The sequence below is a fragment of the Billgrantia campisalis genome, assembly GCF_022341425.1.
Taxonomy (GTDB): Bacteria; Pseudomonadota; Gammaproteobacteria; order Pseudomonadales; family Halomonadaceae; genus Halomonas; species Halomonas campisalis.
Genome location: NZ_JABFUC010000011.1, coordinates 150,096 through 163,581, shown reverse-complemented (window position 1 = coordinate 163,581; position 13,486 = coordinate 150,096). Strand labels below are relative to the sequence as shown.

At 66.7% G+C, this 13,486-nt stretch carries 10 protein-coding genes; 3 read left to right on the top strand and 7 right to left on the bottom strand.

Translation table 11 applies throughout. The features are described from left to right. Nucleotides 1-467: 467 nt before the first annotated feature. From HOP52_RS14230 to HOP52_RS14215, 4 genes are read right to left on the bottom strand one after another with little or no spacing between them, the layout of a single operon-like run. The gene (locus tag HOP52_RS14230) at nucleotides 468-3,329 is read right to left on the bottom strand and encodes an FAD-binding and (Fe-S)-binding domain-containing protein (protein WP_238978060.1); all 2,862 of its coding nucleotides are present in this window, start codon (nucleotides 3,327-3,329) and stop codon (nucleotides 468-470) included. Beyond that, complete coding sequence (locus tag HOP52_RS14225; protein ID WP_238978059.1) at nucleotides 3,326-3,994, bottom strand: LutC/YkgG family protein; 669 nt, start codon at nucleotides 3,992-3,994, stop codon at nucleotides 3,326-3,328. Before HOP52_RS14225 ends, HOP52_RS14230 begins: the two co-directional genes overlap by 4 nt. Then, nucleotides 3,991-5,451, bottom strand: a complete 1,461-nt coding sequence (locus tag HOP52_RS14220) for a LutB/LldF family L-lactate oxidation iron-sulfur protein (RefSeq protein WP_238978058.1) — start codon at nucleotides 5,449-5,451, stop codon at nucleotides 3,991-3,993. Before HOP52_RS14220 ends, HOP52_RS14225 begins: the two co-directional genes overlap by 4 nt. Further along, entirely contained in the window at nucleotides 5,448-6,203 is a 756-nt protein-coding gene (locus HOP52_RS14215) for a (Fe-S)-binding protein (RefSeq protein ID WP_238978057.1), read from the bottom strand. Before HOP52_RS14215 ends, HOP52_RS14220 begins: the two co-directional genes overlap by 4 nt. Nucleotides 6,204-6,566: 363 nt before the next feature. Here HOP52_RS14215 and HOP52_RS14210 point away from each other — a divergent pair, with 363 nt between their 5' ends. Genes HOP52_RS14210 through HOP52_RS14200 form a run of 3 tightly spaced genes read left to right on the top strand, consistent with a single transcriptional unit; the run spans nucleotide 6,567 to nucleotide 10,653 of the window. Continuing rightward, nucleotides 6,567-7,340: a GntR family transcriptional regulator gene (locus tag HOP52_RS14210; RefSeq protein WP_238978056.1), complete on the top strand. Its 774-nt coding sequence runs from the start codon at nucleotides 6,567-6,569 to the stop codon at nucleotides 7,338-7,340. A gap of 12 nt (nucleotides 7,341-7,352) precedes the next feature. After that, nucleotides 7,353-9,278 (top strand): sensor histidine kinase, encoded by a 1,926-nt coding sequence (locus tag HOP52_RS14205; RefSeq protein WP_422677720.1) that lies wholly within the window; start codon nucleotides 7,353-7,355, stop codon nucleotides 9,276-9,278. Next, complete coding sequence (locus tag HOP52_RS14200) at nucleotides 9,271-10,653, top strand: sigma-54-dependent transcriptional regulator (protein WP_238978055.1); 1,383 nt, start codon at nucleotides 9,271-9,273, stop codon at nucleotides 10,651-10,653. The genes HOP52_RS14205 and HOP52_RS14200 overlap by 8 nt, the downstream gene beginning before the upstream one ends. On the opposite strand, the gene HOP52_RS14195 is transcribed toward HOP52_RS14200, so the two are convergent. The 3 genes from HOP52_RS14195 to HOP52_RS14185 all read right to left on the bottom strand — a co-directional run bounded on the left by HOP52_RS14195 (nucleotide 10,629) and on the right by HOP52_RS14185 (nucleotide 13,415). Beyond that, nucleotides 10,629-11,300, bottom strand: coding sequence for a metal-dependent hydrolase (locus HOP52_RS14195; protein ID WP_238978054.1), 672 nt, complete (start codon nucleotides 11,298-11,300; stop codon nucleotides 10,629-10,631). The genes HOP52_RS14200 and HOP52_RS14195 overlap by 25 nt on opposite strands. A 157-nt stretch (nucleotides 11,301-11,457) precedes the next feature. Further along, nucleotides 11,458-12,009 (bottom strand): gamma carbonic anhydrase family protein, encoded by a 552-nt coding sequence (locus HOP52_RS14190; RefSeq protein WP_238978053.1) that lies wholly within the window; start codon nucleotides 12,007-12,009, stop codon nucleotides 11,458-11,460. 65 nt (nucleotides 12,010-12,074) lie between these two features. Beyond that, nucleotides 12,075-13,415 (bottom strand): sodium-dependent transporter, encoded by a 1,341-nt coding sequence (locus HOP52_RS14185; protein WP_238978052.1) that lies wholly within the window; start codon nucleotides 13,413-13,415, stop codon nucleotides 12,075-12,077. Nucleotides 13,416-13,486: the final 71 nt, after the last annotated feature.

Sequence of the window (13,486 nt, the reverse complement as noted above, 5' to 3'; positions counted from 1 at the left end):
ATCTCTCATGAAGAGCGGAGCGTCTCGCTTGCTGTCGTGGCGACTGACTCTGTCAGCGGCCTCGCCAGCGCCCTGCGAGGAAGGCGTATTCTACTGATTCGCTTCGCTGTGTCAAGCCCTGCCGAGCGTCTTGCCTGCCCTGCGACCTGACCCGCGAGACCGCCGAAGCGGCTGCGATAGAGCCCTTAGCGAGCCCTGTAGAACAAGTGGTGCGCATTCTACCGAATCCGCTGTGGCCGTCAAGCTGAATTTTTGCGAAGCGATCCGAAAAATCCAAAGCACAACAACCAGTTACCACTTTCTCCACCGCCGGCAACGTTGCCCGTCGCCGGCAGCGGATGCGTACTTTACGGCTTTCCCCGGCGGCCCGCAAGGCCTGCGTGTAAAAAAATTTCAGCCACCCGCTCGGCCCAACCGACACCGCCATCCACAGGCAGCCCCAAAGAGCGCCTGTGGATAGCGCCGAATCAGTTCGCCTGTGCCGATCGACTGGCGCGGTCCAGCAGGGAGAGGATCGAACGGTAGGGGATACCGCCGTGCTGGGACAGCCCGATCTCGCAGGTTCGCGAGTTGGAATAGCCCGCATCGCAGTCGGCCACCTGTTCGGCCAGGCCTTCCAGGGCCGAGGCGTTGAGCTCCGGGACACTGAACCCCTTGTCACCTGCAAAGCCGCAGCAGGAAATCTCTGCCGGCACCACCACGTCCCGGGCACAGGCCCGCGCCAGGGTCACGAACTTGTCGGACAACCCCATGCGGGTGCTCGAACAGGTCACGTGCACCGCAATGCGTTCATCCAACGGTGTGACAGACAGCCGCGGCAACAGGTGGTCATGGGCGAAGCTCACCGGCTCCATAAGAGACAGTCGCTCATCCAGATGCTCCTGCATCTGCAGGGTGCAGGGGCTGGTGTCACAGAGCACCGGATAGCGTCCGTTCTGGCTGGCTGCCAACAGTTCACGATTGAGCTCCCGCGCCTTGTGATCCGCCTGGTCATACTGTCCCTTGGACTTGAACGCCATGCCACAGCAGAGGTGGCCGATCATGTCCGGCAGGATGACCTCGAACCCGGCCTTGTCGAGAAGCGCCAGGGTGATCTCCATCACCGATCGCGACTCGCGGTCATCGTGAGACGGACCGAAAATGCGCGTCGCACAGGACGGCAGATATACCACCTTGTCCCTGTCAGCCGCCCCCGAGGGCGCGCGCTTCAGTACGCGAACTGGCGACGCCTTGGGCAGGGCCGGACTCCACTGCGGGAGACGATTGCCGCTCAGCCGGCGCGCACCGGTGCTCAGCTTTCCCATCAGATTGACACCCAGCACGGCTCGCGCGGCGCCCGCCGCTTGCAGCCCACCCCGCGCTAACCGCGTTGCCGCGGAGAAGTGGCCGCCGATACGCCTGGCCAAGGAGGCCTTGCCCAGCGACCGGTCGCGGCGCAGCTGACGCACCATTTCCCCGGTATCGATTCCCACAGGACACTGGGTGGCACAAAGCCCGGTAGCCGCACAGGTATCGATGCCATGATAGACATAGGCCTCCTCGAGCTGTGTCATTCTTGCCTTGTCAGCTTCGGTGGCCTGGTCTTCCAGCGTATCGAGCCTCGCCAGCTCGCGGCGGATCACGATGCGTTGGCGCGGAGTAAGCGTCAAATCGCTCGAGGGGCAGATCGCCTCGCAGAAACCGCACTCGATGCACTTGTCGACGATCGGGTCGGCGGCCGGCAGCGGCTTGAGGTTTTCCAGGTGCAGGGTTGGATTGCGACTGAGGATGACGTCGGGGTTGAGCAGGTTGTCCGGATCGAACAGCGCCTTGATCTCCCACATCAGGGCGTAGGCCTCCGGCCCCCACTCCAGCTCCACGTAGGGCGCCATGTTGCGCCCGGTGCCGTGCTCGGCCTTGAGCGAGCCGCCGTACTCTACCCCGACCAGTTGGGCTACCTCGTCCATCAGCGCCTGGTAGCGCTCCACCTCGCCGGGCTTTTCGAAGCCTTGGGGGAAGACGAAGTGCAGATTGCCCTCCAGCGCATGGCCGAAGAGGATGGCGTCGTGATAACCGTGGCGGTGGAAGATATCGGTCAGCGCCAGAACCCCCTCGTCGAGCCGCTCGATGGGGAAGGCCACGTCCTCGATGATCACCGTGGTGCCGGTCTCACGCACGGCCCCCACCGCCGGGAAAAGCCCCTTGCGAATCTTCCAGTAGAGTGCATAGGTGGCGGCGTCGCGGGTGAAGGTCACCGGCTCCAGGGTCTCGATATCCTCGAGGGTCGCCTGCACCGCCGCCAGGCGCGTTGCGAGTTCGTCATCGTCGTTGCCGCGCACGTCGATCAGCAGCGCCGCCGCTCCCTCGGGCAGCGTCTTGAGCACCGCCGGCATGCCGGGTTGACGCTCCACCGAGTGCAGCGCGGCACGATCCATCAGCTCCACCGCCGACACCGGCGCCTGCTTGAGGGCAATCGTGGCCCGGCAGGTGGACGCCATATCGGGGAAGAAGGCCAGCGCCGCGGCCTTCAGCGGCTCGTCCACCACGGTGTCGTAGGTGATGGTGCTGATGAAGCCCAGGGTGCCCTCGGAGCCGATCATCAGGTGCTTGAGGATCTCGATGCCGTCGTCGAAGTCCACCAGGCTGTTGAGCGCATAGCCGGTGGTGTTCTTGAGCCGGTACTTGTGGCGGATGCGCTCGGCCAGCGCCGCGTTGGCGCGAGTCTCCGCCGATAGGCGCTCCAGCCCCTCGACGAGCGACGCATGGCTGCGTCGAAAGGCGGCGACGCTGGCCGGATCGGCGGTATCCAGCCGGGTGCCGTCAGCCAGGATCACCCGCAGGTCGCGTACCGTGCGGTAGCTGTTCTGGGCGGTACCGCAGCACATCCCCGAGGCGTTGTTGGCGGCGATACCGCCGATCATGCAGCTGCCGATGGAGGCCGGATCCGGGCCAATCTTGCGGCCGTAGGGCGCCAGCAGCGCATTGGCCCGCGCGCCGACCACCCCGGGCTGCAGGCGAATCGCCCGCCCCGACTCGAGAATCTCGTGGCCGCGCCAGCCCTGCCCCATCTGGATCAGCACCGAGTCGGTGACCGCCTGGCCGGACAGCGAGGTTCCGGCGGCGCGGAAGGTCACCGGCAGCTGGCGCGCCCGACACTCGGCCAGCACCGTCATCAGCTCGCCTTCCGTCTCGGGGCGCACGACCAGCTGAGGCACCAGACGATAGAAGCTGGCGTCGGTGCCGTAGGCCAGGGTGCGCAGCGGGTCGTCGATAAGCCGTTCCTCGGGCAGGGTCCGACTCAGCGCGGCCTTGAGTTCGCGCCATGTCTCGGCGCTAGTGAAGTCGGTCATGGGACCTCCTGAGCGTGGCGAACCAGCACCACCAGTTCACGAGGACCGTGCACCCCATAGGCCAGGGTCTGCTCGATGTCGGCGGTCTTGCTGGGGCCAGAGATCAGCAGCGCATTGGTCGGCATGCCATCGGCCCAGCCGTGGCGCTCGACCACGTCGAAGAAGGTGTCCTCGAGGGTGTCGGCATCCAGCACCGCGATATGCAGCGGCGGCACCAGGCTGATCAGCCGCGGCTCATCCGGCGTGGGCCACAGCCACAGGCTGCCGGTCTCGGCGATGGCGCCGCGCGTCGAGGTCAGGCCGGCATCGACGCTGTCGAACTGCTCGCGCTGCCAGGCCTCGATATCCCGGTCCGCGTCGACCAGATCGACGCTACCAGCGGACAGCATCTTTCGCGCCTCGGCGGCCACCGGGTGATCGCGGCCCAGCGCCAGGCGCCTGACGCCCTTGGCGTGCAACACCTCGGCCAGGGCATCGCCCCAGGCTGTCCGGGCGGTGTGAATCACCTCGCCATGCACAGAGCCAATCAGCCGTTCGAAGCGTTCCAGGCGCTCCTGCTGATTCCAGCCGCGGTTTGTCACCACGGCGAAGTCGCACTCGGGGGCGCTCAAGGGACCGTCGCTGCGCTCGCGCAGGCGCTTGAGAATCGCATCGCGGGCGCTCATGGGCGTGTCTCCTCACTGGACTGGCTCGCCTGGTGTCGCTTGACCAGGGTGTGTAGGGTCGTCCCGGCCGGCTTTGGCGCAACCCGGTAGTCGGTCCAGGGGCCGAGGCGTGACGGCAACAGCGCCTTGAGCTTGCCGGCAACGGCGGTACCGCCTCGCCAGGCCGCGGGGTGAGTGGCCAGCCACTGGAAGCTCTTCCAGGCCACGACCTCCTTTTTCGTCCGCTTGACCCCGGCGCCGGGCACGTTACCGCGCCCTTCACCCACCGCCTCGCGGCGCAGGCGCACCAGCAGGTCGGGAATGGGTATCTTGACCGGGCACACCTCACCACAGGCGCCGCACAGGCTGGAGGCCGTGGGCAGGTCCTTGGTCTCCTCGAGCCCCATCAGATGGGGCGAGAGGATGCTGCCGATCGGCCCCGGGTAGGTGGTACCGTAGGTGTGGCCGCCCACCCGGGTGTAGACCGGACAGTGGTTCATGCAGGCGCCGCAGCGGATACAGCGAAGGGTGTCGAGCAGCTCGTCATCCTGGTAGATGTTGGAGCGGCCGCTGTCCACCAGCACCAGGTGCACCTCCTGCGGCCCATCATGCTCCCCGGACTTTCTCGGCCCCGAGATCATATTGAAGTAGGTGGTGACATGCTGGCCGGTGGCCGAGCGGGTCAACAGCGCATAGAGCGGCGGTACGTCGCGAAGGTGCTCGACGACCTTCTCGATGCCGGTCACGGCGACATGCACCGGCGGCACCGTGGTGGTCATGCGCCCATTACCCTCGTTCTCCACCAGGCACAGGGTGCCGGTCTCGGCCACCGCAAAATTGACCCCGGAGACCCCCACATCGGCGGCCATGAACCGCTCGCGCAGCTGGGCGCGTGCCGCGGCGGTCATGTAGTCGACATCGCGGCTGCGCTCGGTACCGGTCTTCTGGTGGAGAATCTCGGAGATCTCATCGGTATTGAGATGGATCGCCGGCATGATGATGTGCGAGGGCGTCTGCTCGTTGAGCTGCACCAGGTACTCGCCGAGATCCGACTCCAGCGCCTCGATGCCGGCGGCCTCCAGGTGGGCGTTGAGGTGCATCTCCTCGGAGACCATGGACTTGCCCTTGATCACCGATTTCGCACCGTGAGACGCGCAGATCTCACCGATGATCCGGCACGCCTCCTCGCCGGTCTCGGCCCAGTGCACCCGGATGCCGTTGGCCTGGCAGTTGGCCTCCAGTTGCTCGAGCAGATCGGGCAGCTTCGCCAGCGCCCGCAGGCGGATATTGGCGCCCAGATCGCGCAGGGTTTCCAGATCCCAGTCGTCGAAGACGTCCCGGCGCTTGCTCATCAGGCCGTCCATGGCCTTGCGGAAGTTGGCGCGGATCTGCGGGTTGCCCAGGGCGTCGTGGGCCTGGCGATGAAACTCGCGGGGGGTATAGGTTTGAACAGCGGAGGGCTGTACGGGTGAGTTCATGAGGTCCTCCGCCACAGATAGCTGGCGATATGCTCGCCCTGCACGGCCTTGCGCTGGTGTTCGAAGCGCCCGGCGATATTCATCAGGCAACCGCAGTCAGAGGTGACGAAGCGCTCGGCGCCGGCCGCCTCGATGGCCTGGGTCTTGTCCTCGACCATGGCGGCTGAGACCTCTGGGTGGCGCACCGAGAAGGTACCGCCAAAGCCACAGCACTCGCTGGCGCGGGCCTGCTCCACCAGTTCGACGCCATCGAGCTGGGCGAGCAGCGCCGGCCCGGTCTCGGCCAGCCCCATCTCGCGGCGCGCGCTGCAGGAGGTATGCATGGCGACCTTCTCCGGCTGGCCATGATCCTCGAGCTTCAGGTGGCAGACATGCACCAGGAACTCGGTCAGCTCGTAGACACGGGCCGCCACCTCCTTGGCCCGGGCCTCATGTTCGGTGCCGGCAAGCAGCTTCGGGTAGTGGGTGCGCATCATCCCGCCACAGGAGCCGGAGGGTACAATGATCGGCCAGGGCTCGGGAAAGAGGTCGAGCTGTGCCGCGGCCACGGCGCGCGCCTCGTCCTGATAGCCGGACGTATAGGCTGGCTGGCCGCAGCAGGTCTGATCCTGGGGAAAATCCACAGCGACTCCCTCGCGCTCCAGCAGCCGAATGCCATCCAGCCCGGCGTCGGGGTAGAAAAGATCGACAAGACAGGTGCCGTAGAAGTACACCCGATCGGGCTTGGGGGGATAGAGCTTGACTGGCGTCATAGGCTTACCTCAGGGTCGACTCGCGCGGAGCACGGCGTCGTTGCTGTTGTCTTAGGCATTGTGGTTGTCATAGGCGCAGATGCCGGCATGCTGGTGCGGCAGCCGTCATTCGGTAAATTGGTTTTACCAATTTACCGAATGACGTGGAAGAACCTTAGGGGGAGCCCTCCACAGTGTCAAACCGAGGCGGGGGTTTTACCGCCCCCCCGGGCCCTAGACTTTGGTCGACACCGCCGTTGAGCTCGGACAAGTCGCTGATATCAGGATAACTTTTATCCAAGCTGCCGCATTGCATTGCGGTAGAAATCGCGCCAAAATTGGTAAGACCAATTAAGAGCCCGACGGCTCTCCAGGAACCGCAGCATGACCTATAAAACCCTTCGCCAGCCCAAGCTGGCCGATGTGATCACCGAACGCCTCGAGGCCATGATCCTCGAGGGCAGCCTGAAACCCGGCCAGCGCCTCCCCCCGGAGCGGGAGCTGGCAGAACGCTTCGGCGTCTCGCGCCCCTCACTGCGCGAGGCCATCCAGAAGCTGGCCACCCGCGGCCTGCTGACCAGCCGCCAGGGCGGCGGCACCTTCGTGACCCACGAACTCAACAGCGGCTACAGCGACCCGCTGCTGGACATGCTCTCGCGGCACCAGGAATTTCACCTCGACCTGCTGGAGTTTCGCGACGCCATGGAGGGCATCTCCGCCTACTACGCCGCCCTGCGCTCGACGCCCGCCGACAAGGCGATGCTGATCAAGCGCTTCGAGGAGCTGGAGGCGTGCTTCGCCGGGCGCGACCCGGAACTCGAGGCCAAGGCCGACGCCGCTTTCCACCTGGCCATCGCCGAGGCGGGCCACAACGTGCTGCTGCTGCACACCATCCGCGGCATCTTTCACCTGCTGGAAAAGAGCATCGTCGACAACCTGGCTCACCTGTTCGAGAAGCCGCAATCGCGTCCGCTGCTGATGAAACAGCACCGGGCCCTGCTCGACGCCATTCTCGAGGGACGCGCCGAGGACGCCCGAGCCCGCTCCCATGAGCACCTGGTATTCGTCGAGGAGGAGCTGCTGGAGATGGAGCGTGCCGAGACCCGCGCCCAGCGCGCCCTGCGCCGCGCCCAGGCACTGCCCGAACACAGCAGCTGAGGACATCTGCCGTTGAGCCCCCCGCACCGTCCCCCACGGCTTCCCCGCACGCTGCGCTGGCTGCTACTGCTGCTACTGCCGCTGGGTCTGGTCATGACTGTCTGGCAGGCCGCCCAGGTGGCCCGCGAGCAGGCCCTGCAGAATCTGGTACGTGAAGCCGAAAACGAGCTTCGCCTGTCGGCGGCCGGCCTCGAGGGCCACCTCACACGACATGATTACCTGCCACAGCTGCTGGCGTCCCGCGAGATGGTCAAGCGCTTTCTCGCCAGGCGGGGACATCAGAACCCCATGCCGCTCAACCTGCTGCTGGACCAGTTCCGGGCCACCGCCGACGTCTCAGACGTCTATCTGCTGGATCGCACGGGCACGACGCTAGCGGCCAGTAACTGGCATCTGGACAATACCTTCATCGGCCACAATTACGCCTTCCGCAGCTATTATCAGGACGCCATCGCCGGAAGCCGCGGCCGCTTCTTTGGCCTCGGCACCCAATCCCTGGAGCGCGGCTACTACTTCTCGGCCCCCGTCTGGCTCGACGAGACCTCCCCCGACGCCCGTCCCGACGGCGTCATGGTGGTCAAGGTGCTGCTCGATGCCGTGGAGGAGAGCTGGGCGGAACAGGACGCCGAGCTGCTGGTCAGCGACGGCGACGACATCATCTTCATGGCCAGCCACCCGGAGCTGCGCATGGCGGCGTTCTATCCGCTCTCCGAGGCGGAGCGACAGGCCCTGCTGGCGACCCGACGCTACGCCGACGAACCGCTCTCGCCCTCAGGCATCGAGGTGTTCGAGCAGCGCGACGACGGCAGCCGACTGGTGCGCTTCGTCCAGGGCCCACTCTCCCAAGGCAGCTACCTCGGCCTGACCCGCCACATGGCGGAGCTCGACTGGAACATGCACATCCTCAAGCCGCTGGACTCGGTGTATAACGCCCAGTGGCTGGCCGCCCTGCTGGCCGGCGGCCTCTACGGCGTGGTGGTGCTGGCCGGCGGGGTCGGCTGGCAGCGCCTGCGGCTGCGCCGCGAGCGCGAGCTGTTCGCCGAGCGCGAGCGGCGCACCCTGGCCCACGCCCGCGACGAGCTTGAACGCAACGTGGCGCGGCGCACCCACGATCTGGTGGAGACCAACCGCCGCCTCTCCGACGAGATCGAGGAGCGACGCCGCGCCGAGGAGAGCCTGCGCCAGACCCAGGATGAGCTGATCCAGGCCGCCAAGCTAGCGGTGCTCGGCCAGCTCGCCGCCGGCATCAACCACGAGCTCAACCAGCCGCTGGCCGCCATCCGCGCCTATGCCGAGAACGCCCGCGCCTTCCTCGATCGCCAGCGCCCGGAGGCGGCCAACAGCAACCTGGAACAGATCATCGACCTCACCTCGCGCATGGCCGAGATCAGCGCCCAGCTGCGTCAGTTCTCGCGCAAGAGTGGCGGCACCCTCACGGCGGTCTCGGTGCCCGCCTGCTTCGACTATGCCCTGCGGCTCTATCAGGGGCGCCTGCGCAGCGCCGGCATCGCGGTCGAGCGGCGCTGGGGTGACGACGAAACCTGGGTCCAGGCCGACCTGGTGCGCCTGGAGCAGGTGTTGGTCAACCTGATTGGCAACGCCCTGCAGGCCATGGCGGAGACCCCCACCCCTCAACTGATCCTGAGCATCGAACGCGACAATCAGCGGGTGCGCATCGGCGTGGCCGACAACGGCCCCGGCATTCCCGAACAGCTCCTGCCGCGCATCTTCGAGCCCTTCTTCACCACCAAGTCTCCGGGCAGCGGCCTGGGGCTAGGCCTATCGATCTCCTCGCGGATCATCGATGACCTGGGCGGGCACCTGGAAGCCAGCAACCGGCCTGGCGGCGGTGCCCTGTTCACCGTTATCCTGCCCCGCGAGGCTCATCCCAACGACCACCCGCCTGCGCATACTCAGGAGCAGCCAACCCATGCATGACCCGGCGGCCACCCCGGTGCTGATCATCGACGACGAACCCCATCTGCGGATCACCGCCGGCCAGACCCTTGAGCTTGCCGGCTACCTGCCCGAGCCCCACGACAGCGCCGAGAGTGCGCTGGCGACCCTGGCGCCAGACTTCCCCGGCGTGGTTGTCAGCGACATCCGCATGCCCGGCATGGACGGCATGGCGCTGCTGCGCGAGATGCGGCTGCGCGACCCCGACCTGCCGGTGATCCTGATCACCGGCCACGGCGATATCTCCACCGCCGTGGAAGCCATGCGCGAGGGCGCCTGGGACTTCCTGGAGAAGCCCTTCGCCGGCGAGCGGCTGGTGGAAATGGTGCGTCGGGGCGTCGAGAAGCGTCGACTGAGCCTGGAGAATCGCCACCTCAAGGCGGAGCTGGAGGCCCAACAGTCGGCCCCCGGCCCACGCCTGGTGGGCCGCACCCCGGTGATCCAGCGCCTGGCCTCCATGGTGCAGCGCATCGCCCAAGTGGAGACCGACGTGCTGCTATTTGGCGAAACCGGCACCGGCAAGGACCTGGTGGCCCGCGCCATCCATGAGCGCAGCCCCCGGGGCGGCCACCCCTTCGTGGCCATCAACTGCGGCGCGGTCCCCGAGAGCATCATCGAGTCGGAGCTGTTCGGCCACGAAAAGGGCGCTTTCACCGGCGCCGTGGAGCGGCGGATCGGCAAGTTCGAGCATGCCAACGGGGGAACCGTCTTCCTCGACGAGATCGAGTCCATGCCCCTGGCGCTGCAGGTCAAGCTGCTGCGAGTGCTGCAGGAGCGCTGCGTGGAACGCCTCGGCGCCAATGAGCCGGTGCCGCTGGACATTCGCGTGATCGCCGCCACCAAGGTCGACCTGAGGGCCGCCGCCGAGGCGGGGAAGTTTCGCGAGGATCTCTACTACCGCCTCAACGTGGTGACCCTGCCGCTCCCCGCCCTGCGTGAGCGCCGCGAAGACATCCCGCTGCTGTTCCAGCACTTCGCGGTGGTTGCCTCCAACCGCAGCGGCCTGGAAACCCCGCCGCTGGATACCTGCGGCACCTCGGCGCTGATGGCCCACGACTGGCCGGGTAACGTGCGCGAACTGCGCAATCTGGCCGAGCGCTACGTGCTGCTGGGCTCGGCCTTCGACTACCGCCTCGACGCTCTGCTCGAGGGTGTCGAGACCGAGACCAGCGAGCTCGCCCTGCCGCAGCAGGTGGAGCTGTTCGAGAAGAGCCTGATCAGTCAGTCGCTTGCCAGCCATCACGGACGCATCATCGAGGTCTGCGAACACCTGGGGCTGCCGCGCAAGACCCTCTATGACAAGCTGCGCAAGTATGGGCTGAAGGCCGAGGACTATCGCCACAAGGCCACGCCCTGACCCAGCAGCGCTAACAACGGCGGCCAGGAGGGCAGCCACGGGGCCAGCGCCAGTCCCGCCATCAGCATCGCCAGCGTATTGCCGGGCACCTTCCAGTCGAAAGGCTTGATCGCCGTGCCGAAGGAGCGCTTGATACGCGCCCCGGTGAGATCGACGCTGTAGCACTCATCCAGCGCCAGGTGGATGACGAACCCCACCGTCACGGCTAGCCCGTGGAGCCACGCCAGCCGCTCCGGCTGATCCAGCAACCGGAAGCTCAGCGCCGCCGTCGCCAGGCCACACAGCCCCGCCGCCAGCAGCGAGTGCCAGATGCCACGGTGCACGGTGAAGCGGGAAAACACGGCTCCGGCCAGATAGCGCACACCGAGGTAGAGACCGCCGCAGACCAGCAGCAGCGCCCCCGGCGTCAGCCGCGACTGCAGCAGCAGCGCGCCAACGACCACCGCCGGCACCGCCAGCAAATTGAAAATCAGGCGGATCGCCTTGGAGCGGTCGGCGTCGATATCGGGCAGGATGCCGCCGAAGGTCACCAGTCCCAGCACCACGGCCCCCTGCCATAGGTCCCACAGGCCGGCCTGCCAGCCGCCATGGGCCAGCACCGCGCCGCCGGCGGCGGCCACGCCAAGGTGGGTGCGAAAGTTGGCCATGCCGGGGCGAGCCCTCGATAGCTGGATAAATCACCAGATTATCGCCCGCAACGGCATGGTAAAACAATGCCTTAGGAAGACCGGCAGTGCGAAAGCCAGTGCACGCAGCAAAGGCGCCGGAGACCTGTCGCCGGATGCCGCCAGCGGTCGAGCAAGCCTATCCCCCCTGCGCGGCCAGGTACTCGTCCTTCAGCTTGACGTAGTTGCCGGCGGTATAGGGAAAGAAGGCGCGCTCGCTCTCCTTGATCGGCCGCAGCGCCCTGGCCGGGTTACCGGCATAGACATGGCCGCCCTCGAGGCGCTTGCCCGGGGTCACCACCGCCCCGGCCGCGATGATCACCTCGTCCTCGACCACGGCGCCGTCCATGACGATGGCGCCCATACCCACCAGGATGCGGCTACCCAAGGTGCAGCCATGCAGGATCGCCTTGTGGCCGATGGTGACATCATCGCCGATGGTCAGGGGGAAGCCGTCGGGATTGAAGTCGCTGGCATGGGTGATATGCAGCACGCTACCGTCCTGCACGCTCACCCGGGCACCGATGCGGATACGGTGCATGTCGCCGCGGATGACCGTCATCGGCCACACCGAGCAGTCGTCCCCCAGCACCACGTCGCCCAGCACCACGCTGGCCGGGTCCACATAGACCCGCTCGCCCAGGCTCGGCGTCACGCCCTTCCAGGGGCGCAGAGAATCGCTTGCGTGCATCGTTTACCTCCCTTGGCCGGCCCAGCACCCCAAGCACCGGCCGTTCGTGTTGAAATCAGGCGCACTCAAAGCAGGCTGGCCACCAGCACCACCAGGGTCAGCGGAATCGACACCCAGCGCACCACCCCCTGCCACAGCCGAAAGCCCGCCTCGCCCACGCCAAGGGCAGCGCGGGCATCCTCGCGACGCATCACCCAGGCGGCGAAGACCGCGATCAGCAGACCACCCACCGGCAGGAAGAACTCGGTGGGAATCGTCGTCACCAGGTCGAAGACGTTCATTCCCGCTACCGGACGCCACTCGGCCAGGGTCGAGAACGACAGTACCGAAAGCAGCCCCACCAGCCACACCCCCACCCCGATGATCGCTGCCGCCTGACCGCGCTTGATACCCAAGCCTTGCAGTGTCGCGACCATCGGCTCGGCCAGGTTGATCGACGAGGTCCAGGTGGCCAGCAGCAACAGCAGGAAGAACACGCTGAGCCACAGCGCCCCCCACGGCAGTTGGGCGAAAGCCACCGGCAGGGTGACGAACATCAGCCCCGGTCCCTCGCCGGGATCCATGCCCTGGGCAAACACCACCGAGAAGATGGCGATGCCCGCCAGCAGCGCCACGGTCACATCGAGCACCGCCACCGCCCCGGCGGCCTGCGGCAGGCTCTGGCGGTCGGGCATATAGGCACCATAGGCCATCAGCGCACAGGCTCCCACCGCCAGGGTGAAGAAGGCGTGCCCCATGGCGTGCAGGACCACCATCGGGGTGATGGCCGCAAAATCGGGCTGGAACAACCAGGCCAGCGCCGGCCCGAAGCCCTCGGTGGTGGCGGCATAGCCGGCCAGCAGCACCAGCAGCAGATAAAGCAGCGGCATCAACAGGTTGTTGAGCCGCTCCAGCCCCTTGGCCACGCCGGCGGCGACCACCGTCATGGTCATGAACAGAAACATCGTATGGTTGAAGGTCATGCGCCGCGGGTCGGCGAGAAAGGCCTCGAAGCCGGCGCCGATCTCGGCGGCGCTGCGGCCGACGAAGTCCCCGTTCACCGAGCTGACCAGAAACTCGATCGACCAGCCGGAGACCACCGAATAGAAAGAGAGGATGCAAAATACCGTGAAGGCGCCGAACAGCCCCAGCAGCCGCCAGTGGCCGCTGGCCCCGGCCGCCGTGGCCAGGTGGCCCAGAGACTGCATCGGGCTGCGCCGGCCGGCGCGGCCGACTAGAATCTCGGCCATCATCACCGGCAGGCCCAGCAGCAGCACGAAGGCAATGTACAGCACCAGAAACGCGGCCCCGCCGTTTTCGCCGGTGATATAGGGAAAGCGCCAGATATTGCCCAGCCCCACCGCCGCGCCGGTCACCGCCAGGATGAAGGCGCGCCGCGTGCTCCAGCGCTCCAGGGTTGCGTTCATGCCGTCGACCTCTCTCGGGGGAAGCCCGCAAGACTATCAGGCCGGCTCGGCGGCACCAAACCCTTTGGCGG

Coding starts and splice junctions, on each gene's coding strand:
- HOP52_RS14230 (WP_238978060.1), bottom strand. CDS start 3,329: ATGACCGACTTCACTAGCGCCGAGACATGGCGCGAACTCAAGGCCGCG.
- HOP52_RS14225 (WP_238978059.1), bottom strand. CDS start 3,994: ATGAGCGCCCGCGATGCGATTCTCAAGCGCCTGCGCGAGCGCAGCGAC.
- HOP52_RS14220 (WP_238978058.1), bottom strand. CDS start 5,451: ATGAACTCACCCGTACAGCCCTCCGCTGTTCAAACCTATACCCCCCGC.
- HOP52_RS14215 (WP_238978057.1), bottom strand. CDS start 6,203: ATGACGCCAGTCAAGCTCTATCCCCCCAAGCCCGATCGGGTGTACTTC.
- HOP52_RS14210 (WP_238978056.1), top strand. CDS start 6,567: ATGACCTATAAAACCCTTCGCCAGCCCAAGCTGGCCGATGTGATCACC.
- HOP52_RS14200 (WP_238978055.1), top strand. CDS start 9,271: ATGCATGACCCGGCGGCCACCCCGGTGCTGATCATCGACGACGAACCC.
- HOP52_RS14195 (WP_238978054.1), bottom strand. CDS start 11,300: ATGGCCAACTTTCGCACCCACCTTGGCGTGGCCGCCGCCGGCGGCGCG.
- HOP52_RS14190 (WP_238978053.1), bottom strand. CDS start 12,009: ATGCACGCAAGCGATTCTCTGCGCCCCTGGAAGGGCGTGACGCCGAGC.
- HOP52_RS14185 (WP_238978052.1), bottom strand. CDS start 13,415: ATGAACGCAACCCTGGAGCGCTGGAGCACGCGGCGCGCCTTCATCCTG.